This window comes from Fodinicola feengrottensis (assembly GCF_010993775.1).
Classification (GTDB): domain Bacteria; phylum Actinomycetota; class Actinomycetes; order Mycobacteriales; family HKI-0501; genus Fodinicola; species Fodinicola feengrottensis.
In genome coordinates, this window is sequence record NZ_WOTO01000058.1 from 29801 (window position 1) to 51550 (window position 21750).

Annotated in this window: 27 protein-coding genes and 2 pseudogenes; 15 read left to right on the plus strand and 14 right to left on the minus strand. The window is 67.2% G+C overall.

Annotation, left to right across the window (positions count from 1 at the left end; genetic code table 11):
- Position 1: 1 nt before the first annotated feature.
- On the minus strand, positions 2–1297 hold the full coding sequence (locus GNX96_RS38370; RefSeq protein WP_163572631.1) for a sialidase family protein: 1296 nt from the start codon (positions 1295–1297) through the stop codon (positions 2–4).
- Positions 1290–1796, minus strand: a complete 507-nt coding sequence (locus tag GNX96_RS38375; RefSeq protein WP_279582578.1) for an RNA polymerase sigma factor — start codon at positions 1794–1796, stop codon at positions 1290–1292. The genes GNX96_RS38370 and GNX96_RS38375 overlap by 8 nt, the downstream gene beginning before the upstream one ends.
- A 429-nt stretch (positions 1797–2225) precedes the next feature.
- On the opposite strand from GNX96_RS38375, the gene GNX96_RS38380 reads away from it, so the two are divergent.
- Together GNX96_RS38380 and GNX96_RS38385 are read left to right on the plus strand one after the other, a co-directional pair.
- The gene (locus GNX96_RS38380; RefSeq protein WP_163572633.1) at positions 2226–2441 is read left to right on the plus strand and encodes a biotin/lipoyl-binding carrier protein; all 216 of its coding nucleotides are present in this window, start codon (positions 2226–2228) and stop codon (positions 2439–2441) included.
- 12 nt (positions 2442–2453) lie between these two features.
- A complete protein-coding gene (locus tag GNX96_RS38385) occupies positions 2454–3980 on the plus strand; it encodes a sensor histidine kinase (RefSeq protein WP_163572634.1) in 1527 nt (508 codons plus the stop codon).
- A gap of 226 nt (positions 3981–4206) precedes the next feature.
- Here GNX96_RS38385 and GNX96_RS38390 read toward each other — a convergent pair whose 3' ends face one another.
- From GNX96_RS38390 to GNX96_RS58475, 3 genes are all read right to left on the minus strand, one after another.
- Positions 4207–4458: a WhiB family transcriptional regulator gene (locus tag GNX96_RS38390; RefSeq protein WP_163572635.1), complete on the minus strand. Its 252-nt coding sequence runs from the start codon at positions 4456–4458 to the stop codon at positions 4207–4209.
- 393 nt (positions 4459–4851) lie between these two features.
- A complete protein-coding gene (locus GNX96_RS58470; protein WP_279582579.1) occupies positions 4852–5223 on the minus strand; it encodes a diacylglycerol kinase family protein in 372 nt (123 codons plus the stop codon).
- 23 nt (positions 5224–5246) lie between these two features.
- Positions 5247–5777 carry a diacylglycerol/lipid kinase family protein gene (locus tag GNX96_RS58475; RefSeq protein ID WP_279582580.1) on the minus strand — a complete coding sequence of 177 codons (531 nt, stop codon included), beginning with the start codon at positions 5775–5777 and terminating at the stop codon, positions 5247–5249.
- Positions 5778–5810: 33 nt separating this feature from the next.
- Between GNX96_RS58475 and GNX96_RS38400 the strand changes: the two genes are divergently transcribed.
- Positions 5811–6227, plus strand: a complete 417-nt coding sequence (locus tag GNX96_RS38400) for a hypothetical protein (protein ID WP_163572636.1) — start codon at positions 5811–5813, stop codon at positions 6225–6227.
- A gap of 394 nt (positions 6228–6621) precedes the next feature.
- On the opposite strand, the gene GNX96_RS38405 is transcribed toward GNX96_RS38400, so the two are convergent.
- The 5 genes from GNX96_RS38405 to sodN all read right to left on the minus strand — a co-directional run bounded on the left by GNX96_RS38405 (position 6622) and on the right by sodN (position 9391).
- A complete protein-coding gene (locus GNX96_RS38405) occupies positions 6622–7296 on the minus strand; it encodes a SigB/SigF/SigG family RNA polymerase sigma factor (RefSeq protein WP_279582581.1) in 675 nt (224 codons plus the stop codon).
- On the minus strand, positions 7293–7520 hold the full coding sequence (locus tag GNX96_RS38410) for a hypothetical protein (protein WP_163572610.1): 228 nt from the start codon (positions 7518–7520) through the stop codon (positions 7293–7295). The genes GNX96_RS38405 and GNX96_RS38410 overlap by 4 nt, the downstream gene beginning before the upstream one ends.
- Positions 7517–7744 carry a hypothetical protein gene (locus tag GNX96_RS67450; RefSeq protein ID WP_279582582.1) on the minus strand — a complete coding sequence of 76 codons (228 nt, stop codon included), beginning with the start codon at positions 7742–7744 and terminating at the stop codon, positions 7517–7519. The genes GNX96_RS38410 and GNX96_RS67450 overlap by 4 nt, the downstream gene beginning before the upstream one ends.
- Before the next feature lie 575 nt (positions 7745–8319).
- The gene (locus GNX96_RS38420) at positions 8320–8895 is read right to left on the minus strand and encodes a histidine phosphatase family protein (RefSeq protein ID WP_279582593.1); all 576 of its coding nucleotides are present in this window, start codon (positions 8893–8895) and stop codon (positions 8320–8322) included.
- 91 nt (positions 8896–8986) lie between these two features.
- A complete protein-coding gene (gene sodN, locus GNX96_RS38425) occupies positions 8987–9391 on the minus strand; it encodes a superoxide dismutase, Ni (RefSeq protein ID WP_163572638.1) in 405 nt (134 codons plus the stop codon).
- Between the two features lie 136 nt (positions 9392–9527).
- On the opposite strand from sodN, the gene GNX96_RS38430 reads away from it, so the two are divergent.
- The 3 genes from GNX96_RS38430 to GNX96_RS38440 all read left to right on the plus strand — a co-directional run bounded on the left by GNX96_RS38430 (position 9528) and on the right by GNX96_RS38440 (position 12798).
- Positions 9528–9875 carry a S24 family peptidase gene (locus tag GNX96_RS38430; protein WP_390624250.1) on the plus strand — a complete coding sequence of 116 codons (348 nt, stop codon included), beginning with the start codon at positions 9528–9530 and terminating at the stop codon, positions 9873–9875.
- 238 nt (positions 9876–10113) lie between these two features.
- Positions 10114–11313: an NAD(P)-dependent malic enzyme gene (locus tag GNX96_RS38435; protein ID WP_163572639.1), complete on the plus strand. Its 1200-nt coding sequence runs from the start codon at positions 10114–10116 to the stop codon at positions 11311–11313.
- 513 nt (positions 11314–11826) lie between these two features.
- Positions 11827–12798: a zinc-binding dehydrogenase gene (locus tag GNX96_RS38440; protein WP_163572640.1), complete on the plus strand. Its 972-nt coding sequence runs from the start codon at positions 11827–11829 to the stop codon at positions 12796–12798.
- Between the two features lie 234 nt (positions 12799–13032).
- Here the strand turns inward: GNX96_RS38440 and GNX96_RS38445 are convergent, their stop codons facing one another.
- Entirely contained in the window at positions 13033–13710 is a 678-nt protein-coding gene (locus tag GNX96_RS38445) for a hypothetical protein (protein WP_163572641.1), read from the minus strand.
- Between GNX96_RS38445 and GNX96_RS38450 the strand changes: the two genes are divergently transcribed.
- The 9 genes and pseudogenes from GNX96_RS38450 (at position 13709) to GNX96_RS58495 (ending at position 17011) form a co-directional block, all read left to right on the plus strand.
- Complete coding sequence (locus GNX96_RS38450; protein WP_163572642.1) at positions 13709–13849, plus strand: hypothetical protein; 141 nt, start codon at positions 13709–13711, stop codon at positions 13847–13849. The two genes, GNX96_RS38445 and GNX96_RS38450, sit on opposite strands and share 2 nt — an antisense overlap.
- A gap of 22 nt (positions 13850–13871) precedes the next feature.
- The gene (locus tag GNX96_RS38455) at positions 13872–14444 is read left to right on the plus strand and encodes a hypothetical protein (protein ID WP_163572643.1); all 573 of its coding nucleotides are present in this window, start codon (positions 13872–13874) and stop codon (positions 14442–14444) included.
- The gene (locus GNX96_RS38460) at positions 14441–14614 is read left to right on the plus strand and encodes a hypothetical protein (RefSeq protein WP_163572644.1); all 174 of its coding nucleotides are present in this window, start codon (positions 14441–14443) and stop codon (positions 14612–14614) included. Before GNX96_RS38455 ends, GNX96_RS38460 begins: the two co-directional genes overlap by 4 nt.
- Positions 14589–15353 (plus strand): HTTM domain-containing protein, encoded by a 765-nt coding sequence (locus GNX96_RS38465; RefSeq protein ID WP_163572645.1) that lies wholly within the window; start codon positions 14589–14591, stop codon positions 15351–15353. Before GNX96_RS38460 ends, GNX96_RS38465 begins: the two co-directional genes overlap by 26 nt.
- Before the next feature lie 136 nt (positions 15354–15489).
- The gene (locus tag GNX96_RS58485; protein ID WP_279582583.1) at positions 15490–15777 is read left to right on the plus strand and encodes a hypothetical protein; all 288 of its coding nucleotides are present in this window, start codon (positions 15490–15492) and stop codon (positions 15775–15777) included.
- A complete protein-coding gene (locus GNX96_RS58490) occupies positions 15762–15971 on the plus strand; it encodes a hypothetical protein (RefSeq protein WP_279582584.1) in 210 nt (69 codons plus the stop codon). The genes GNX96_RS58485 and GNX96_RS58490 overlap by 16 nt, the downstream gene beginning before the upstream one ends.
- Before the next feature lie 189 nt (positions 15972–16160).
- Positions 16161–16445, plus strand: a pseudogene (locus GNX96_RS65940) (LLM class flavin-dependent oxidoreductase); the annotation flags it as partial.
- 124 nt (positions 16446–16569) lie between these two features.
- Positions 16570–16689, plus strand: a pseudogene (locus GNX96_RS65945) (LLM class F420-dependent oxidoreductase); the annotation flags it as partial.
- A gap of 181 nt (positions 16690–16870) precedes the next feature.
- Positions 16871–17011, plus strand: a complete 141-nt coding sequence (locus tag GNX96_RS58495; RefSeq protein ID WP_279582586.1) for a hypothetical protein — start codon at positions 16871–16873, stop codon at positions 17009–17011.
- A gap of 23 nt (positions 17012–17034) precedes the next feature.
- Here GNX96_RS58495 and GNX96_RS38480 read toward each other — a convergent pair whose 3' ends face one another.
- The 3 genes from GNX96_RS38480 to GNX96_RS38490 form a co-directional block, all read right to left on the minus strand.
- Positions 17035–17214: a DUF6104 family protein gene (locus GNX96_RS38480; protein ID WP_163572646.1), complete on the minus strand. Its 180-nt coding sequence runs from the start codon at positions 17212–17214 to the stop codon at positions 17035–17037.
- A 34-nt stretch (positions 17215–17248) separates the two neighbouring features.
- Complete coding sequence (locus GNX96_RS38485; protein WP_163572647.1) at positions 17249–20908, minus strand: multifunctional oxoglutarate decarboxylase/oxoglutarate dehydrogenase thiamine pyrophosphate-binding subunit/dihydrolipoyllysine-residue succinyltransferase subunit; 3660 nt, start codon at positions 20906–20908, stop codon at positions 17249–17251.
- Between the two features lie 178 nt (positions 20909–21086).
- Positions 21087–21704, minus strand: coding sequence for a GH25 family lysozyme (locus tag GNX96_RS38490; RefSeq protein ID WP_163572651.1), 618 nt, complete (start codon positions 21702–21704; stop codon positions 21087–21089).
- Positions 21705–21750 lie beyond the last annotated feature (46 nt).

The window sequence follows — 21750 nt, forward strand, 5'->3', positions numbered from 1 at the left end:
ATCAGAACTGCGGTGGCTTGACCCCGGTCGGCACCGGAATCGGCGACCAGTGGATGCCGTCGTCGGAGACTACGTAGATGTTCTTCGGGCTGCCGACGTCTTCCCAGTGGAAGCTGACGAAGGTCCCCAGTGGCGTACGCACCGGGTCCTCGGTCGGGAACACTGGGGCGAGTGGCTGGTAGGTCGCGCCGTCGTCGGATGAGCGCACCAGCGGCTTAATGTTCGCGGTCACGCCACCGTTGAGGAACGAGCCGTCGGGCAGCACCGAGAGCCCGGTCAGCCCCCCGTCCATGGTCGGCACATTGCCCTGCACGACACGGATTTTCTGCCAGCTCGTCCCGCCGTTGTCGGTACGGAAGATGGTCTGTTGACGGGCCCCTGGCGCGCCGCCGTCAGCGATGGCGTAGCCGCGCTGGCCGTCGGCGCTGTCCACCCAGACGATCGGCTGATCGCCCGTGAGGCCGGTGAAGGTGGTGCCCTTGTTCGCGTCCGCGGGCAGTACGTGGAACGCCTTCCAGCTCGCGCCGCGATTGTGGCTGACCACCAGGCCGCCCGGGCAGCCCAGCCAGATCGAATCGAACCGTCGGTCGGTTCTCCCGAGTACGGCCGCGAGCAGTTTTTCGGCGCACCCGTGAAGGTGTGCGATGCACCGTCCGCTGGGTCGATAGCGACGATCGGTCCGTCGACACCCGGCGCGGACAGCACCCAGCCAGCCGGCAGGACGCTCACGCGCGACGCCACTGGCGGGTCGCCGCGTCCAGCTGGTGCCGCCGTCGTGGCTGATCAGCTGTCCGGCGATCACTGTGGTCAGGTCGAGTACCTGGGGACCGCTCGTGAACGGGGTTCCGACCGGCTGCGCGAGCGTCGGCAGGTCGTGGCTGACCCAGGTCAGTCCGCCATCCACGGTCCGGGACCAGGCGAATGTCACCGCGATGCCCGGAAGTCTCGTGATGGCATAGCTGATTTTCTGGTTGACCGCGGCGGTGAAGGTGGCCTGGGAACCCGCCGGGAACGTGCTACTGCGTACCGGCGGCGTGATCGGACCGGCTTTCCCAGACGGCGGCGTCGGGTCCGTCACTCCGGCCGGCGGAACAACTGGCGACCGCTCGCGGTCGGCGGTGAGCTGGATGGCGCCGACGGTGACGGCGGCCACTGCGACGCCCACAGTCAGCACGGTAACCGCGGCTCTGGCTCGATTACGCCGGTGAGCGCGATGGGTGATGTCCGCGATGGGCAGCGGTGGGCTCAGTTGGCTGTCGATTTCGTCGCGTACTTCGGCAAAGTCAATGTCAGGCATCGGTTTCCTCCTTCTCACCCAGAATGTCGGCGAGCGCGGCCCGGCCGCGGGACAGCCGAGCCTTGATGGTGCCGGCGGGTACGCCGAGCGTTTTGCCGATCTCGTCCACGGACAGGTCGGCCAGGTAGTAGAGACCGAGTGTTTCCCGGTATGCGGGCGAGAGTTGGCGCATCGCGGCCACCACCGTGAGCCGCTCGGGGTTTGGGCCCTCGACCGTGCTGACTGGCCGGTCGCGGCGTAGGAAGCGGTCCATCCAGACGCGTCGTCTTCGGTAGCGACGTTTGGCGAGGTTCAGCGCCACCGTACGTACCCACGCCTCCGGGTCGTCTACCGACCCGAGCCGGTGCGGCCGGGACATCGCAATGGTGAAGGCGTCGTGCACCACATCCTGCGCCTCGCTGAGCTGGCCGGTCAGTGCGTACACGCTGCGGACCAACCGCGGGTAGGCAACCCGGTAGAGCTCCTCCACCACCGCTCGCCCGGCGAGTCGCTCGTCCACTGGGTCAGTCTCTCCTGGCCGGATTGGAGCGCCTGCCCCTTCGGCAAGTGTCGCCTCCATTCATCCACCCTCCCCGTGCGCGTGGGTTTGCTGGAAGGACAGAGACCCAGCTTTGCGAAAAGGTTGCGGCCGGGAACGAAGAAGGCCACCGTCCCGTACGGGAGGTGGCCTTCGAGATGGTGCGGGAGGTCAGGCGTTGGGCCTGCGGCCGTGGTTCGCCTTCTTGTTCTTGCGGGGCCCTCTTCTTACGCGCCTTTTTCGCCATGGTGTCCTCCCTCCTGCAACTGTCAACGTCAAGAATCCCACGAGCCGCTGACCGCCCCTACACCGCCGCCTGATGCGGCCGCGCGGCGTGTAGCTCGTTGGCGACCCACAGCGCCATGATTGGATGCACGCAAGAGGTGGCTGGACGCGGACGGGAGTACGCCGGTGGCTGAAGAGATTCGGGCCGAGATGGTGGCCAACGTGCTCAAGGTCGTGGCCGCCCAGGGTGACGCGCTCGGCGAAGGCGACACCGTGGTGATCCTGGAGTCGATGAAAATGGAGATCCCGGTGCTTGCCGAGGTCGGTGGCACCGTCTCGTCGATTTCGGTAGGCGAGGGTGACGTGGTGCAGGGCGGCGACCTGATCGCCGTACTCGCCTAGTCCGGGACGCCCGTGTCGACACTCCGCGAGCTCGTCCAGCAGCATTCCACGCTGACCGAGGACGACATCGAGCACCTGCACCGGCTGGCCGCTGACTGGCAGCTGCTCGCCGACCTGTCCTTCGCTGACCTGTTGTTGTGGGTGTCGACCACGGACGCGTATCTGGAGCCGGCGTACCTGTGCGTCGCGCACATCCGCCCGACCACCGGCCCCACCGCGTATCTGCACGACCAGGTCGGCCGGCTGTTGTCGGTCGAGGCGTCCGCACACCTGGTGGCCGCGGCCACCGCCGGCCGGATCTGGCGGGAAGGCGATCCGGAGTGGATCGACGACATCCCGGCCCGGCACGAGGCCATTCCGGTACGCAACGGTGAGAAGGTCGTCGCCGTCCTGGGCCGGGACACCAACCTGGCCGCCACCCGGGCGCCCAGCCAGCTCGAGCTGGCGTATTTGCGCAGTGCCGACGACCTGTGCCGGATGGTCGCCGCCGGCTCGTTCCCGCCCCGCCAGCCCGTACTGGCCGACGACACGTCCATGCCGCGGGCCGGCGACGGCGTCATCCGGGTTGCGCCGGACGGCCGGGTCGACTACGCGAGTCCGAACGCTCAGTCCGCGTACCGCAGGCTGGGGTTCTCCGGCGACCTGCAGGGCATGGAGCTGGGGCCGCTGACCAGCGATCTTGCCGACGACCCGCTGGAGGGCGCGGAGGCGAACGAGCGGATCAGCGCGGCGCTGGCCGGCGCTTCGCCGGACCGGATCGAGGTCGAGGCCCGCAGTGCGGTCATCCTGCTGCGCGCGCTGCCGCTGCGGCCGGACGGCGAGAACATCGGCGCGCTGGTGCTGGCCTGCGAGGTCACCGAGGTGCGCCGGCGGGACCGGGCACTGCTCACCAAGGACGCGACCATCCGGGAGATCCACCACCGGGTGAAGAACAACCTGCAGACGGTCGCCGCGCTGCTGCGACTGCAGTCCCGGCGGGTCACCTCGCAGGAGGCCAAGTCGGCGCTGCAGGAATCAGTACGACGGGTGTCCTCGATCGCCCTCGTACACGAGACTTTGTCGCTGTCGCTGGACGAGACCGTCGACTTCGACAGCATCGTCAGCAAGATCTCCTCGATGGTCGGCGAGGTGGCTGGCACCGAGACGGTCGTCCACCTGCGCAAAGAGGGCATCTTCGGGGTCCTGCCGTCGCCGGTGGCGACCCCGCTCGCGATGGTGGTCACCGAGCTGCTGCAGAACGCCCTGGAGCACGCTTACCTGCCCGGCCAGTCCGGTGCCGTGACGCTGATGGCCCAGCGGGACCGGGACACTCTGCGAGTCGAGGTCGCCGACTCCGGCCAGGGCCTGCCTGACGGCTTCAGCCTGCAGGCTTCGACCCGCCTTGGTCTCCAGATCGTTCGTACGTTGGTGACTAGCGAGCTGGGCGGGTCCATCGACCTGCGGCCCCGGCACGGTGGCGGCACCGAGGCCGTCGTGGTCGTGCCGCTGACGAGCCGTGGCGCCAAGACCTCCGGCCACGCTGAGGTCGAAGTCTCCTAGGTCCCTAGTCCGTGCCCGGCGGCGGAACTGTCGTACCCGGCTGCCACACTGCGGGCAGATGAGAATCTGCTCTAGATCACGCAGCGTAGTCAGAATCGGGAAAAGGCATAGCGTAAATGCGCGAGACACATCGGCTGTTCGCTGGCCGACATAGCGAACGACCCGGACCGACGGTGGCCCGGGTCGTTCGAAGTCGTGCGATGAAAGCGCGGTCTTTGGTAGTCGATCAGGCGGTGTGGACACGCGGACGTGCACCGCGGCGCTTGAGCGCTCGCCGTTCGTCTTCGCTCATGCCGCCCCAGACACCTGCGTCTTGGCCGGACTCCAGTGCCCATTCCAGGCACATCTCGGTCACGGGGCAGCGACGACACACTGATTTTGCTTCTTCGACCTGCAGCAACGCTGGACCACTGGTGCCAATCGGGAAGAAAAGCTCAGGGTCCTCGTCACGGCAGAGGGCGCGGTGGCGCCAGTCCATGCCAGCTCTCCTCAACGTCATTGTTGGGCGTATGAAACGCACGTGGCCGTGCGCCTGTCCATCCGGGTAGTGCTACGGGAAGACCGCCTTGCTTGTGAATGCTTTCACGAAGCCTGGCGATGTCAAGGGCCTTGACGCTCCCAATTCGGCTCGTGACCGAATTCACGGGTGCTTGCCCCCAGTAGTCATACCAGGGCAACCGCCCATTACGCCAGACTTTGTCATGCATTGGTTGCACTCGGTCATCAGACTTTCGGGCAACCGGTCTTCGACGTTCGCACACAATCTCTGGCGCCGCATGTGCACGCCAAAGCCTGCTGCTGGGTGCTGCTGATGGTGCCGGACCACTCAGACTCGGGTGGCGCCGTGATAGTGCTGTCTTACCAAGCTGTCCTACAGAACGACGCGCACCGCGTTCGGATGGGACTCGAACGTGACCTCGTCGGACTCGCCAACATAGTCGCCGTCCAGCTGCAACGCCAGGGGTCTACGTGAGATCACCATGAAACTCTCCTGATCGCGCAGCCGATAGGTGGCCCGACCACCGGGTTTACGGTGCATAAGCAGCAGTTGCGCGGCCGCCACCGCGGTTTCGCTGGGATGCAGGCCACGCATAGCGAACAGGTCGAGGCCGGCGTCGAAGGACGCGGTGTCGGTGAAAGTCACCGGGTGACGGCCGAAATACGTCCACGGCACGGTGTTCTGGACGACGACCATCGAGAGCCCGTCGACGACGGTGCCACCCGGCCGGCGCAGTCGGATCATCGGCTCGGAGCGGTCGGTGCCGCTCAGGTACTGCGCGAACGTTGATCGGACGTACAGGGCGACGGTCGCGGTCCGGCCGCGTACCCGGGCCCGCTCGACTCGGCGAATGATCTCCGCGTCCAACCCGAGGCCGGCGCAGAACGTGAACCATCGGTCGTTCGCCTTGCCCAGTCCGATCGACCGGGTCCGTCGCTCGCGCAGTGCCTCCAACAGCACCGAGGTGGCTTCGATCGCGTCGTTCGGCAGGCCGAGCGCGCGCGCGCGAAGACGTTCGCCGACCCGCCGGGCACCACCGCGAGCGCTGGCACCTTGTCCGAGACGCCGTCCGCGAGCATCCCGTTGACCAGCTCGTTGACCGTACCGTCGCCACCGAGCGCGACGATCACCTCGACGCCGTCCAACCGGGCCTGCCGGGCCAGCTCCGCGGCATGCCCGCGGCGATGGGTGGTGGCCACCTCCAGGTCGACCTCGGAGCGCAGCGCGTGGATCAGCACGTCCCGGGTGCCAGACGTCGTGGACGTCGCACCTGGATTTGTCACCAGCAGCGCGCGCACACGCCAATTTTACCCGCCGGTAGGCTTGACGCCGTGGTCGAACCGGAAAACGGGCAGGTGGGACGGGTCACTTTCAAGGGCCTGCCCGCAACGCTTCTCGCCGTGATATGTCTGCTCTGGCTGGAGGCCGTCGCTGTCGCGGTCCTCGCCGTCGTCCAGATCGTCAACACGTTCACCCAGGTGGCCCAGACCTTCACCGGCGCGATCGCCGAGGATGCACTGCTGCTCGCGATCGCCGGCCTCTTCGGTTGGCTCGGCTGGCTCCTACTCAACCGCCGGGCCGGCGCCCGCAACCCGTCGGTCGCGATGCACCTGCTCGCCCTCGCGATCGGTTATTTCATGGCCAAGGGCGGACTGGTTGCGGCCGGAGCGATCGTGCTCGCGGTGTGCGTCGTCGCGATCGTGCTGCTCGTCCTTCCGTCGACGACGAGGGCCCTCGGGATCAAGTAGTTTCCGATCCTTCGACTTTGTGACACGTACGAGTCCATACCCGACACGCCGGGTGGGGCGCAAAATTGTCGTACGTTTCTGTTTTTCTTTCCCCCTCCCTTTGAACGGGCGGGGGGTGGGTTGAGAGGTAGACCTGAATTTTTTAGTTGAACATCGGTCCTCAAACCCGCCCCCCCCCCACCCGTCACTGGGTGGGGGTGATTTTTCGGGGTGGGTACGACAGTTTTGCGCCGCACCCGTCTTTTTGGCCGCGTCTTGTTGCGTCGGGCCTGACGTCGAGTGCGGGACAAAACCCCACACTCGACGTCGACTGCGGGATAAAGTCCCGCACTCGACGAAAATGCAGCCCCAGTCCACCGCGAGAGTGACGTTTTTGGGGTGGAAACAGCGGAAATTAGTCGGCGAGGCCGGCGCGGAGGCGGCTGAGGGTGCTGGTCAGCAGGCGGGACACGTGCATTTGGGAAATGCCGATCTCGGCGGCGATTTCGGACTGGGTCATGCCGCGGAAGAAGCGCAGGATGACGATTCGGCGCTCGCGTTCGGGCAGTTGGTCCAGGAGGGGGCGAAGGGCCTCGCGGCGCTCGACTTCCTCCAGTGCCTCGTCGGTTGTTCGCAGCGCTTCCAGCATCGCGGCGCTGTCGGGGGACGGGGAGGTGGTGACGGCGTCGAGGGAGACGGTCGAATACGCGTGGGAGCATTCCAGGCAGTCGAGCGCCTGTTCCTCGGTCAGGCCGGTGGCCGCGGACAGCTCGGCGACCGTGGGGGAGCGGCCGAGCTGCTGGAAGAGCTCGGTGCTCGCGCGGGCTATGGCGGCCTGCTGTTCCTGCAGGCGGCGGGGCACTCGGATGGCCGACGCGCGGTCTCGGAAATGCCGCTTGAGCTCGCCGATGATCGTCGGAGTGCCGAAGGTGGCGAATTCGAGGCCACGGGTCGGGTCGAACCGGTCGATCGCCTTGATGAGGCCGATGGTGGCGACCTGTACGAGGTCGGCTGGCGACTCGCCGCCGGTGCCGGAAGCGGCGGGTGAGGAAGTGGACGAGCGGCATGTGCCGATGGACGAGTTCGTCACGTACTCGGCGGTGCTCGGCGGAACCGGCGGCGGTGCTCAGCAGCGCGGCGAAAAGCGTGGCGGTGTCCTCGGCCGAACCGGAGACTCTCGACTCGCGCGCGGCGGGGCCGCGGCGGCACCGCCGACGGCGCGCCGGCGACAGTGCCGCCCATGACAGTGCCGCCACCGGCGATTGGCCGGCGGGTGTCGGTCGGCGAGGTGGTCCGAGGCACCGGTGAGGTCATCTGCGGTCCTGCCGGCGCTTGAGCAGCCGGATGCCGAGCTGGCCGTCGGCCAGCGTCGAGTCGACGTCGCCGGCCAGCGCGGAAAGCACCATCCAGGCGAAGGTGTCGCGGCTGGGCGTACGCGCCGCCGTGCTCGCCACCGAGACCTGCACGCCAATCGCCTCGGCGGACAGCTCGAAGATGCACACGAGATCGCTGCCGGGCCGGGCTTCGGGCAGCAACATCGCGCAGGCCTCGTCGACGGCGATGCGCAGGTCCTCGATGTCGTCGAGGGGGTGAAGTCGAGCCGGGCCGCGAGGCCGGCGGTGGCGGTCCGCAGGACCGACAGATACGCGCCTGAGGCGGGCAGCCGGAGCGCCACTGTGTCGGTGCCGCCGGTCTCCGGGGCGTTCCTGCCGATCGGGTCGTCGCCAGCCGGCAGCCCGTTCGCACGCTCTTGCCCCGCGGTGGAGTCGCCGCTGGTGGGATTGTCGGGAGCCGACACGCCGCCAGGTCCGCCTTTCTGCGCTGGGATGCCGCCGTAGCCAGGTGCCACGCTCGCACGGTCCCAGGACGGTCCGGTCGTCGGGTCGTCGGCCGGCGTGTCCACAGTGTGACCACTGGGCATCTGGCTCACCGGCCGCACGTCGGGTCGGAAGGTGGCGGCATCACAGCGGAGAGCGTAGTGGTCACACTGCCGTCCGTCAGCTTCTCGGCCATACTCCTGCAAAAGCCACAGGGTGTGATAAGAGTGGTCAAATCGCTGACCAGATAGCCGGGCGCGACCCGCCAGATCGGTGCTGTCTTCATGGCCACGTCCTCACCCGTTCGTCGCCTGAAGGTTCCAGTGTCGCAAAACCGGTCGACCATGCTCCCGGCCCAGTACGCAGACCGCCGCGGTGCCCAGCGCCAACAGGCCGCCACCGGTCGGGTCCAGCCCGACCCACCGAGCGCCCAGAACGCGCAGCAGGTGGCCGTGCGCGACCAGTACGGCAGTGCCGCCGGCCGCCCCGACGCGGGACAGCACCGCATCGGCCCGCTCGCCGACCTGGGCGGGAGTTTCCCCGCCCGGCAGCGGATGAGTCCAGACCGTGAAGCCGGGGACCGTACGGGAGATCTCCGGGGTCGTCATGCCCTCGTACGCGCCGTAATCCATCTCCGCGAGGTCCGGATCGACCCCGGTGACCGACAGGCCGGCCAGCTCGGCCGTGCGGCGGGCCCGCTCCATCGGGCTGGACAGCACGATGGACGCAGTGGTGTCGCCCAGCAGCTCTGCGAGCAGCGGGCGCAGCGCCTTGGCCTGCTGTTCGCCGACGGCGGTCAGCGGCACATCCGTACGCCCGGTGTGCCGGCCGGCGGCGGCCCATTCGGTCTGGCCGTGCCGGATCAGCAGCACCTGCTCACTCTGGCTCACCTGCGGAACCTACCCCCGAAAACGGTGCACCCGACCCACCGGGTGGTGGATCGGGTGCGGGTCTTACGGCCGGTCAGGCCTTCTTGGTCTCGGCGAAGATCTCGGCGATCTGGTCGATCTTCTCCAGCAGTTGGTCGGCCACCTTGGCGTCAAGGGCACCCTTGGTGCCGGTCGCGCCGGCCAGCTTGGTGGCCTCGTTGAACAGGGTGTGCAGCTGCGGATACTTCTCGAAGTGTGGCGCCTTGAAGTAGTCCGTCCAGAGCACCCACAGGTGGTGCTTGACGAGCTCGGAGCGCTGCTCCTTGATCACGATGGCGCGAGTCCGGAAGTCCGGGTCGTCGTTGCCCTCGACCTTGGCGATGATCGCCTTGATCGACTCGGCCTCGATCCGGGCCTGCGCCGGGTCGTAGACGCCACAGGGCAGGTCGCAGTGCGCCGATGCCGTCGTGCTCGGGGTAAACCAGCGGGACAACCGCATTACTAGCCCTCCAGTAAAGGCTCACGAGTAGGCAGCGGAAATGCTGCAATAGGTTCTTCAAAACGACCCTACTCCGGTCTGAATGCAGACGCAGACCCGGAAGGATTAAGGAAAATTCCTCGTAGGAGCATCTCATTTGTTATTGCAATTAATTCGCATTAAAGGGCCGTCGATGGTCCCTACGCTGCGGAACGGCGATGCGGTGGTAGTACGTCGTGGCGGCCGAATCCGGGTCGGCGACGTGGTGATCGGCCGCTTCGACGAGGTGCCCGGCCTGGTGGTGAAACGAGCCGTACGAGCCGTCGGCGACCGCTGGTGGCTGGAATCCGACAACGATTCGTCACCGACGACTCCCGGCGCCATGGACCGGCTGTCGTCGACGACGGCCGGGTGTTGCTGCGATATCTGCCCTTTCGTACGCTCGGCCGGCTCCGCCCGTCACCCCGCTAACGGTCGCGGTGTGATGGTGGGGCGGGCGGTGTGAAATCGCGCACCTGGTTCGGTTCCGTGGACCGTACGAGCGGGTCGCTGTGCGAGACTGGACACAGCACCTCGGGTGACCCCCGGGCAGCAGGTGGAGATGGCGCCGTACTGCGCCGATCGCCCCGCCGCAAGCCCAACCGCCGCGCATCGCCATCGCATGCGCCTCCCGCACCAGGTAACCCCAGACGGCTGTCGCGGCGTGTCCTGTCCTGCAAGCAGCAGACCCCCGAGGAGTTCCGATGGTGGCCGAGCCACTCACCGAACCGCTGGCCGACGCGGCCAGCCTGGACGACGACCCGATTTTCGCGCTGCACCGCGGCGGCAAGATGGCCGTCACACTGACCGCGCCGCTGGTCGACCGCGACGACCTCTCGATGGCGTACACCCCAGGTGTCGCCCAGGTCTGCCGGGCGATCGCCGCCGATCCAGAGCTCTACGACTCGTACACCTGGGCCACCCGCGCGGTCGCCGTGGTCACCGACGGCACCGCGGTGCTGGGCCTGGGCGACATCGGGCCCAAGGCCGCGATGCCGGTGATGGAAGGCAAAGCCGTGCTGTTCAAGCGGTTCGGTGGTGTCGACGCGGTGCCGCTATGCCTGGGTACGAGTGATCCGGACGAGATCGTCGCGGCCGTGAAGGCGGTCGCGCCGTCCTTCGGCGGAATCAACCTGGAGGACATCAGCGCGCCGCGATGCTTTGACATCGAGGAGCGGCTGACCGCGGAGCTGGACATCCCGGTCTTCCACGACGACCAGCACGGCACCGCGATCGTGGTGCTGGCCGCGCTGCGTGGCGCGTCCCGGCTCACCAGTCGGCCGCTGGAGAGCCTGCGGATCGTGGTTTCCGGAGCCGGCGCGGCCGGGATCGCGGTGGCCCGGATCCTGCTGTCCGCCGGCGCGCGCGACATCGTGGTGACCGACTCCAAGGGGATCCTGAGCACGGACCGTACGGACATGAACCCGGTGAAGGCGGCGCTGGCCGAGGACACCAACCCGAACGGCCTGACCGGGCTGCTCGCCGACGCGCTGGTTGGCGCCGACGTTTTCCTCGGCCTGTCCGGCGGCATCGTGCCCGAGACCGACGTGGCCCGGATGGCTTCGGGCGCCTTCATCTTCGCGATGGCCAACCCGGACCCGGAGATCCCGCCGACGGTGGCGGCCCGTTATGCGAGTGTCGTCGCGACCGGCCGCAGCGACTACCCGAACCAGATCAACAACGTGCTGGCCTTCCCCGGCGTCTTTCGCGGCGCGCTGGCCTGCCGGGCCTGCCGGATCACCGCCGGAATGAAACTCGCCGCCGCCGACGCGCTCGCCAACCTGGTCGCCGACGACCTGCGCCCGGACTACATCATTCCGTCCGTCTTCGACGACCGGGTCGCACCGGCGGTCGCCGCCGCGGTCGCTCGGGCCGCCCGCTCCGAAGGCGTCGCCCGCTCGTAGCTCCGCCACCCCTGCTGTTGTCGCAATCGGAATCCGGTTGTCACAACAGCAGGGCTCTGAGCTGCGTAGATGCCCTGGGCTGTGACAGTCGGACATCCCGTCGATATGTCCGATTGTGACTTTCTTGCCCGCCACCGACGGGTAACTGGGCAACAAAGTCACAATCGGACACGCGCTGCTCGGCTGAGAGGTGCGGAGCGCGCGCTTACACGCGCGCGTTTGCGTACGTAACGAAAACCCGCCACCCACCCCCCACCCTTCTGAAAGGGCGGGGGCTCAAAGTTTCACCCGGGTACGACAGTTTCGCGCCCCACCCGGCGTGTTGGGGCTTCGACACCGTCGTCGCCGTCCACGGTGAACTCGACGTTTTCGCCCGGTCACTCGCCGCCGAAAGGCGGGCCGAGCACCGCCGCTGAACATCCGACTTTGCCGGGCCCTGGTCGTCGGCGGGGATTGTGATGTTTCTGGTACGGCGATTGCCGGGTTACCGGGGTGCACGTAGGGTCCTGAGCCATGCTTGCCGCCTACGCTGCCCGAATTGACGCCGAGAATCCGTTGTCCGGCCTGGAGGTCGGCGAGATCGACGATCCGAAGCCGCCGGCCGATGACTGGGTGGTCGTGGACGTACGGGCGACTGCCCTGAATCATCACGATCTCTGGTCGCTGCGGGGCGTGGGGCTCAGCCAGGAGCAGTTGCCGATGATCCTGGGCTGCGACGCCGCCGGGCTGGACCCGGAGGGCAACGAGGTTGTCGTACATGCCGTTATCGGCGACAAGGATGCCGGTGGGGGCGACGAGACTTTTGACCCGAAGCGGAACCTGCTGTCCGAGCGCTACCCGGGCACGATCGCGGAAAAGGTGGCGGTGCCGCGGCGGAACCTGGTGGCCAAGCCCGCCGAGTTGAGTTTCAGCGAGGCCGCGTGCCTGCCGACGGCCTGGCTCACGGCGTACCGGATGCTCACCACCCGCGGACAGCTGCCCGCGGGCGGCGCCGTCCTCGTCCAGGGTGCTGGCGGTGGGGTGGCGTCGGCGGCGATCGCGCTGGCCAAGGCGCTCGGGGCGACGGTGTACGCGACGAGCCGCGACGAGGCCAAGCTGGCGCGCGCGGAGGCACTCGGGGCGACCGCGGTGGACAGCGGCGGCCGGCTCCCCGAGCGGGTCGACCTCGTGGTGGAGACGGTCGGGAAGGCCACCCTGAGCCACTCGATCAAGTCCCTGAAACCGGGCGGCCGGTGTGTGATCGCCGGCTCGACCAGCGGCCACCTGACCGAGGTCGACCTCCGGCAGGTCTTCTTCCGGCAGCTTTCGCTGGTTGGCTCGACCATGGGCACCCGGGACGAGCTGGAGGCGCTGCTGCGGTTGCTGGTGGACACCGGCGTACGCCCGATCGTCGACTCGACTTTCGCGCTCGCGGACGGGCGGGCCGCGTTCGAGCGGCTGGCGACCGGCGAAGTATTCGGAAAAATCCTATTAACTACGAGCTGACCTGCGCGGATTCGTGAATTTCGAGTGATCTGGACCGCTTAACATAGCTACCCGACCGCGCGTCCGGGTCCTGTTATGGCACGATGGCCGCGACAAACCGCGTGACACGGGGGTGACACTCGGCAGCCGACCGAGTGGTTACCGCTGCGTTGTAGGGCCTTGTCCTGTTATTCTGCATCCCGCTGAAAGGGGCAAGATGCGCATTATGACCATTTCCAGGAAGAATCGTCGACGCTACGCCGGCGCTGGCTTGGTGGTGTCCGGCCTGGTGCTCGCGGCGGTGGCGTTCACCGGCTCGCCAGCCGGTGCGGCTGACTCCGGTACGTCGAACGTGCAGGTCGCCAACGCGCCTGCCGTTGCCAACGAGAAAAGCGGCATCGTCGACGGCCTGGTGACGGTCGGTAGCGGCACCGACCAGGGGTCGTCCGACCAGGGCGGCACGTCCGGTACGAGTTCGTCGTCCACCGGCACGACGTCCGGTACGAGTTCGTCGTCCACCGGCACGGACCAGACCAGCTCGTCGACGAACACCAGCACCACCAACTCGAGCACCACCAACGGCACCACCGACACCCCGGTGACCACGAACACGAGCACTGACCAGTCCTCGACTGACCAGGGCACCACGACCAACAGCACCACGAACACCAGCACCACCAACTCGAGCACCACGAACTCCAGCACGACGAACAGCAGCACCACCAACTCGAGCACGACGAACTCGAGCACCACGAACAGCAGCACGACGAACTCCAGCACCACCAACGGCTCGACGACCGGCACCACGGGTACGAGTGGCACCAGCTCCACCGGTGGCACCCCGGCCGGCACCACGAGCGAGAACGAGGCGCCGACCAACCAGCAGTCGGCATCGGGCACGCTGCCGGTCACCGGCTCGCCGGTAACCTCCATGCTGTGGCTGTCCGCTCTGATCCTTGGCCTCGGTGGCCTGTTCCTGCTGCTCGGCCGCCGGCCGCAGCTGGCGATGACGGGTCCGCTGGTGTCGCTGATCAAGCCGGTCTCGCTGGTGAAGCGGTCGAACAAGAAGTGACGGCAGCGGGGCACAGGTGCTGATGCCTGATCCCGCCGCGACGAACAAAGCGAGTGCGGCCCGGGCCTGGGTCAAGGACTTCCAGGCCCGGGCCGAACGCACTCCGCTGGGGCAGGGCGTGATCAGCGCCCTGGTCATCTTCGTCGTGCTGGTCGGGATCGTCTGGAACCTGCCGGATTCGCCGATCCGGGCGATCGTGGTCGCCAATCTGCAACCGGTCGCCAACGTCGCCGGGCTCGACCAGAACTGGGGCGTCTTCGCGCCGAACCCGCCCCGCCAGCTGACGTATCTCACGGTCGCGGTGACGACCAGGAGCGGTCGGGAGCTGACCTGGCGGCGACCCGCCTCCGACCCGGTGATCCGGCACTACTGGGTCTATCGCTGGCGAAAGCTCGACGAGAACCTGGCCCGTACGGACAGCATCCGCAAGCCGTTCGCCCAATGGGTGGCCGGCCAGCTCACCACCGCCGCCGACCCGCCGGCCAGGGTGAAGATCACCGCCCGGTTGGTCCCGCTGCTGGTGCCGCCCGGTGGCGGCAAAATCGGCCCGGCGCAGGACTTGGTCCTTTATGACGAGGTGTTCAACCAGAAATGAGCGGGCTTGTGGCGGCGGTACGCGACCGGGTGAGTCATGCCGGTTCGGCGGCGATGGCTGGCTGGGTCGGCTTCTGGTTCCGGCCGCAGTCGGCGTATCCACTCGGCGTGGTCCGGATTTTCTTCGGAGTCATCACGTTTTTTTTTGTGGGCGCTGACCCTTCTTCCTGAGCTGGGGCCACTGCTGGGACCGCACGGCGTGCTGGCCCAGCCGGACCGTGGTGGCCCGCTCGCCTGGAGCGTGTTGTCGGTTTTCAACACCGACACCGCGGTCATTCTGGTCTGGGGGGCGGTGCTGCTGATCGCCGCCGCCGCGCTCACGCTGGGCTGGCACAGCCGGCTCGCCGCGCTCATCGTTTTCATCGCGATCATGTCGATCGAGCGCCGGCAGCCGTGGATTTTCAACGCCGGCGACGGAATGATGCGGATCGAGTCGCTTTTCCTCCTGCTGGCCCCGTCCGGCGCCGCCCTGTCGCTCGATCAGCGTCGTACCACCGGGAGTTTCTTCAACGCACAGGAAAGAGCGCCCTGGGCGCTGCGGCTTTTCCAGATCCAGCTGTCGATTGTCTATTTGGCGACCGTGTGGGACAAAGTCCGCGGCGACACCTGGAACGCCGGTACGGCGGTGTCGTATTCGCTGCGCATCGTCGACCTGCAGAACTTCGTCGTGCCAGACTGGCTGACGCTGAACGCCCCGCTGATGAACCTGGCCGCCTGGGGCACTCTGTTGGTCGAGCTGTCCCTCGGCCTTTTCGTGTGGAGCCGGCGCGCCAGGCCCTGGGTGCTGACGGCCGGAGTCATTCTGCACATCTCCATTCTGGTCACCATCGCGGTTGGCTTTTTTCTCCTTCGCCGTTTTCGTGCTCTACCTGTCTTTCCTCTCGCCCGAATCGGCTGGCCGGCTGGCTGATTTCGTCCGCCGTAAACTGCGACGGCGCTCGCCGCCATCGGAGCCGGCCGCTGCGGCCGTCGCGGAACCGGTCGCCGAGTCCGTCCCGAACACCAGATAGTTCGTCTCGCGAATTATAGGGTGTTAATCTGGCCGGGTGAGTAAGCAAGGTGAGAGCCAGATCGGGATGGTGGCCGCGCTGGTGCGGTCGTCGTTCCTGGTGAATGCCGTGTATGCCGAGTCGGGTCGAGAGCACGGCCTCACCCCGCAGCAGGGGCAGTTGCTGTGTGTGCTGATGGCGCAGCCGTATGGCATGACCGAGCTGGGCTCGATGCTGGGGCTGGCCAAGTCGAGCCTGACGGGCCTGGTGGACCGTACCGAGCGCAACGGCTTTGCCGGCGCGAGTCGGACCCGAAGGACACGCGTGCGGTGCGGGTGGCGCTGACCCGGAAAGGCAGCAGGCTCGCGGAAGAGTTCTATGCCGAAACCTGCCGTCGGATCGACAAGCTGCCGGCCGCACTCAGCGACGCCGAGCGTGACACCCTCGCCGGCCTCCTTGGCCGCGTCGTGCTGGACAACAGGGTTCCGATGGTCTTCATGGAACTGGACGAAGGAGCACCTGCCGCTCGCGAGCACTGAGACCTGACGGTGTGTCCCGCGACACAACGGATTGAGTTCGTAGTACGAACTATTATAGTTCGCGCTACGAACTCAATTTTCTGCCCGTGGGAGTGACGTCAAATGGAAGGCAAGGCATTGTCTGTACGAGAGGTCGTCTTTGGCTTCGGTGCGCACAGCACCGTCGACGACGGGCCGGAGTTGCTGCGGATGGCTCGGCAGGCCGACCGTGACGGGCTCGACCTCGTCTCGCTGTCGGACCATCCGTACCTCGGTGAGCGCCTGGACGCGTACGCCGCACTCGGATTCATCCTTGGTCGCACGCAACACATTTCGGGCCTGGCAAACGTGACCAACCTGCCCACCCGGCCCGCTCCCATGCTGGCGCGTACGGTGACGTCGCTGTCGGCGCTCTCCGGCGGTCGCATCGTGCTCGGCATGGGCGCGGGTGGACTCTGGGACCGGATCGCCGACCTGGGCGTGCCTCGGCTGTCGCCGGACGACGCTGTGCGCGCCTTCGAGGAAGCGATCATCCTGGTCAAGATGCTCTCCGGTGGCGGCGCGCGCGGTCACCTACCACGGCCACCACTACCAGGTGGACCAGATCGAGCCTGCTCCGGTGGCCGCGCTCCCCGCGTGGACCGGATCGGTGGGCCCGAAATCCCTGGCCGCCACCGGCCGGGTGGCCGACGGCTGGCTCCCCGGCCACGCGGCGGACTGGCTCAGCGAGCGATACCGGAGTTCGCGGCCGATCATCGACGAAGCGGCCGCCGCTGCGGGGCCGCGACCCGCGCGAGGTTCGTACCGTCTTCAACTTCCCAGGGCGCATCACCGATCAGCCGCTGGCCGCCACCCGCGACCACGACGGCCGCTGGATCGGCGGCTCCACCAGCCAGTGGATCGAGGAACTGACCGGAGCCGTGCTGGACCACGACGCCTCGGGCTTCATCCTCTTCTCGCCCAGTGGCGGCACCCAGGACGCCGTCTCCCTCGGCCGCTGGGCCACCGAGATCGTCCCGGCCGTACGCGAAGCGATCGCAACGGAAAACGGCCGCAACTAACGGTGCGTGCGAGTAAGAGCCGGTCAGTCCTCGTCTTCGTCGTCGAGGCGGGCGAGCCACGTTGCGAGGCGCTCGACCGGGACCTCGAATTCCGGGTTCAGGTCGACGAAGTCGCGCAGGCGATCGGCGAGCCAGGCCAGCGACACGGTTTCCTCGCCGCGCCGCTGGTCGAGCTCCTCGATGCCCTTGTCGGTGAAATACATCAGGTGGACTGGCTCCCGGTGAGCGCCGCCGCGATCAGGTCGGCTGCTGCTGCTTCGCGTGGATCTTGCTGGAACCGGACGCCGGCGCGGCCGCGGACTTGCGGGACACCCGGCGAAGACGTACGCCTTCCAGGTGCTCCAACAGGTTCAGCGCGATGAACGACCAAGCGCCCTGGTTCGCCGGCTCCTCCTGCACCCACACGTGGTCGACGGCGTTCGGGTAGTGCGCGAGCGCGGCCCGGACCTCGTCGATCGGCAGCGGGTGCAGCTGCTCGACCCGCAGGATCGCGGTGTCGGTCAGGTCCTGCTCGGCGCGAGCGGCGGCCAGGTCGTAATAAACCTTGCCGGAGCAGAAAAGTACGCGCTTGACCGAACCCGGGTGCAATGCCTTGCCGTTCACGCCGGCGTCGTCGATGACCGGCTGGAACGTGCCGGTGGTGAAGTCGGCGACCTGGCTGACCGCCGCCTTGTGCCGCAGCAGCGACTTGGGCGTGAAGACCACCATCGGCTTGTGCAGGGGGGTCAGCGCCTGCCGGCGCAGCGCGTGGAAGTAGTTCGCCGGGGTCGTGCAGTTCACGATCGTCATGTTGTCTTCGGCGCAGAGCTGCAAATACCGCTCGATCCGACCGGAGCTGTGGTCCGGGCCCTGGCCTTCGAGGCCGTGCGGCAGCAGCAGTACGACGCCGGACGTCTGGCCCCACTTGGCCTCACCGGACGAGATGAACTCGTCCAGGACCGACTGGGCGCCGTCGGCGAAGTCACCGAACTGGGCTTCCCACAGCACCAGGGCGTCCTTGTTGGCGACCGAATATCCGTACTCGAAGCCCATCGCCGCATACTCGCTCAACAGTGAGTCGTAGACGAAGAATCGGGCCTGGTCCTCGGAGAGATTGGTGAGCGGCGTGAATTCCTTGCCGTTCAACCGATCCACCAGCACCGAATGCCGCTGGACGAAGGTGCCGCGGCGCGCGAGTCCTGGCCGGCCAGCCGTACCGGCACGCACGTCTTCCAGCAGCAACGAACCGAAAGCGAGCAGCTCGCCGTACGCCCAGTCGATGTTGCCGTCGCGGGACATCTCGGCCCGCTTGGCCAGCAACTGCGCGATCCGCTTGTGCGGAGTGAAACCGGCGGGCAGGTTCAGGTGCGCCTCGCCGATCTGCCGCAGGACCTCCGCGGTGGTCGCGGTCTTGACCCGTTCCGGCCGGTTGGATACCGGCTCGGGGTACTGGTCGGTGCTGGGCGGCGCGGAATCCTTGGTGGCGCGGAAAACCCGCTCCATCTGCTCGCCGTAGTCCTTCAGTGCCGCCTCGGCGTCGGCCAGCGAGATGTCGCCGCGACCGATCAGCGCCTCGGTGTAGAGCTTACGGACACTGCGCTTGGCGTCGATGATGTCGTACATCAGCGGCTGGGTCATCGAGGGGTCGTCGCCCTCGTTGTGCCCGCGCCGGCGATAGCAGACCAGGTCGACCACCACGTCTTTGTTGAAAGCCTGGCGATAGTCGTAGGCGAGTTTGGCCACTCGTACGACCGACTCCGGGTCGTCGCCGTTCACGTGGAAGATCGGCGCCTGGATCATCCGGGCGACATCGGTGCAGTAGAACGAAGAACGCGAATACTCCGGTGCGGTGGTGAAACCGACCTGGTTGTTCACGATGATGTGCACGGTGCCACCGGTGCGGTAGCCACGCAGCTGGGACAGGTTCAGCGTCTCGGCGACCACACCTTGACCGGCGAAAGCCGAGTCGCCATGCACCAGCACGGGCAGCACGGTGTAGCCCTCGAGCCGTTTGTCGATCAGGTCCTGCTTGGCGCGTACGACACCCTCCAGCACCGGGTCGACGGTTTCCAGGTGGCTCGGGTTGGCGACCACCGAGACCTTCGAGGTCTTCGACCCGTCCGGCGTGGTGAACTTGCCTTCCGCGCCCAGGTGGTATTTCACGTCACCGGAGCCGTGCGCCGAGCCGGGGTCGATGTTTCCTTCGAACTCCCCGAAAATCTTCTCGTACGGTTTGCCGATGATGTTGGCGAGCACGTTCAGCCGACCGCGGTGCGCCATCCCGATGACGACCTCGTCCATGTCGTCCTCGGTGGCGGCCTGCAGCACCTCGTCCAGCAGCGCGATGACACTTTCGCCGCCTTCGAGGGAAAACCGGCGCTGGCCGACGAACTTGGTCTGCAGGAAGGTCTCAAAGGCCTCGGCGGCGTTCAGCCGGCCCAGGATGTGCTTCTGCTTCTCGTTGTCCGGCTTGTCGTTGTGAACCTCGACATGCTCCTGGATCCAGCGCCGCTCCTCCGGGTCCTGGATGTGCATGTATTCCACGCCGACCCGGCGGCAGTACGAGTTGCGCAGCACCCCGAGGATGTCCCGCAGCTTCATCACCTGCTGGCCGGAGAAACCGCCGACCGGGAACTCCCGGTCCAGGTCCCACAGGGTCAGCCCGTGCTGCAGGATGTCCAGGTCAGGGTGCTTGCGGACGTGGTATTCCAGCGGGTCGGTGTCGGCCATCAGGTGCCCACGCACCCGGTACGAGTGGATCAGCTCCAGCACGCGGGCGTTCTTGTCGATCTCGCCCTCGTGCCGGTGGCCCATGTCGCGGACCCAGCGGACCGGCTCGTACGGCAGCCGCAGGCTCGCGAAGATCTCGTCCCAGAAGCCGTCCTCGCCCAGGAGCAGCTGGTGGACCCGGCGCAGATACTCGCCCGACACCGCGCCCTGGATGATCCGATGGTCGTACGTGCTGGTGAGCGTGATGATCTTGGAGATCGCCCGGTCCGCCAGTGCCTCCACGGCCATTCCGGAGAACTCGGCCGGATACTCCATCGCGCCGACGCCGATGATCGTGCCCTGGCCGCTCATCAGCCGGGGGACCGAGTGCACGGTGCCGATGCCGCCCGGGTTGGTCAGGCTGATCGTCGTACCGGCGAAGTCCTCGGCGGTCAGCTTGTTGGTGCGGGCCTTGCGGATGATGTCCTCATATGCCTGCCAGAAACCGCGGAAATCCATCTCCTCGCAGTTCTTGACGGCGGCGACCACCAACGAGCGGGAGCCGTCCGCCTTCTTCTGGTCGATCGCGATGCCCAGGTTGATGTGCTTGGGCACGACCAGGGTCGGCTTGCCGTCGACCACGCCGTACGAGTTGTTCATCTGCGGGTAGTCGGCCAGCGCCTTGATCATCGCGTAGCCGATGATGTGGGTGAAGCTGGTCTTGCCGCCGCTGCCGCGGGCCAGGTGGTTGTTGATCACGATCCGGTTGTCGGCGATGATCTTGGCCGGCACCGCCCGGACGCTGGTCGCCGTCGGGATGGTCAGCGACAGGTCCATGTTGGCGACGATCTTGGCCGCCACGCCCCGCATCGGCTGCAGGTCGACGTCGTCCGTACGGACCGGCGGGGCCTGCGGTTTCGGCGCAGCCTGAGCCACCGGGGCAGCCTTGGCCGGCGCCGGCGTCACGGCCGGTGTTGGCGCTGGCTTGGTGGCGGTCTGCCCGTTCGGCGACGCCGGCTTGGCCGGCGCGCTGGGCGATCCGCCGGCCGCGTCACCGCGGATGGGCTTGTAGTCGGCAAAGAAATCATGCCAGGCCTCGTCCACCGTCGAGGGATCGCTGAGGTACTTCTCGTACATCTCCTCGACGATCCACTCGTTCGGTCCGAACGAGGTAAGGGAGGGGTCCGCGGAACTGCCTTCGGTCGACACGGCCGTTATTTCGCCTTCTTCCACTCACGACGAGCCTGCTGTGTCAAGGCTACGCGGTGCGTAACCCCGAGAGAAACCTGTCCGTACGCGCGTACTGGCTGTTCTGTCACACTTTGCCGCGCTGGGATGTCCGCATGGCCCCCATGCGTGGGTAGGGGGGCCATGCGGACATCGGCGGTCAGCCGTTGGCGAGGGCCTGCAGGCGGTCGTACGCGCCGTTGAACACGTCCTGGTCACCGGGGAAGGTGCCGTGGTCCGCGGACTGCCAGATCGTGTACGTGCCCCAGTGGTAGGGCATGGTGCCCGGCGAGCCGTTGTAGTTGGCCAGCCAGAGCGGGTTGGTGGCGGAGAAGTTGCCCTTGTTGGCGGTGCACTCGCTCCACCAGGCGGTGGCCGTGTAGATGACCGGATAGCGGGTCGTCTTGGCGTGGTATTCGTTGCTGAAGGCCTTGATCCACGACACCATGCTGGCTGTGCTGCTGAGGCCGTAGCAGTCGCCGCCGGAGTAGGGGTTCCACTCCATGTCGACCGCGCCTGGCAGGGTCTTGCCGTCCTTCGACCAGCCGCCGCCGTGCGCGACGAAGTAGTCGGCCTGGGCGGCGCCGCCGGACTTGTTCGGCAGCGCGAAGTGGTACGCGCCGCGAATCATGCCGACGGTGAACGAGCCGTTGTACTGCTGCGCGAAATACGGGTTGGTGTAGGTGGTGCTCTCGGTCGCCTTCGCGTATGCGAACTTCGCGCCGTTCTTCCACGCGGTCGCCCAGTTGACGTTTCCTTCGTACGAGGCGACATCCATGCCCTTGACGGATGCCGGCAAGCGGCTGGATGACGGTGGCTGAGCC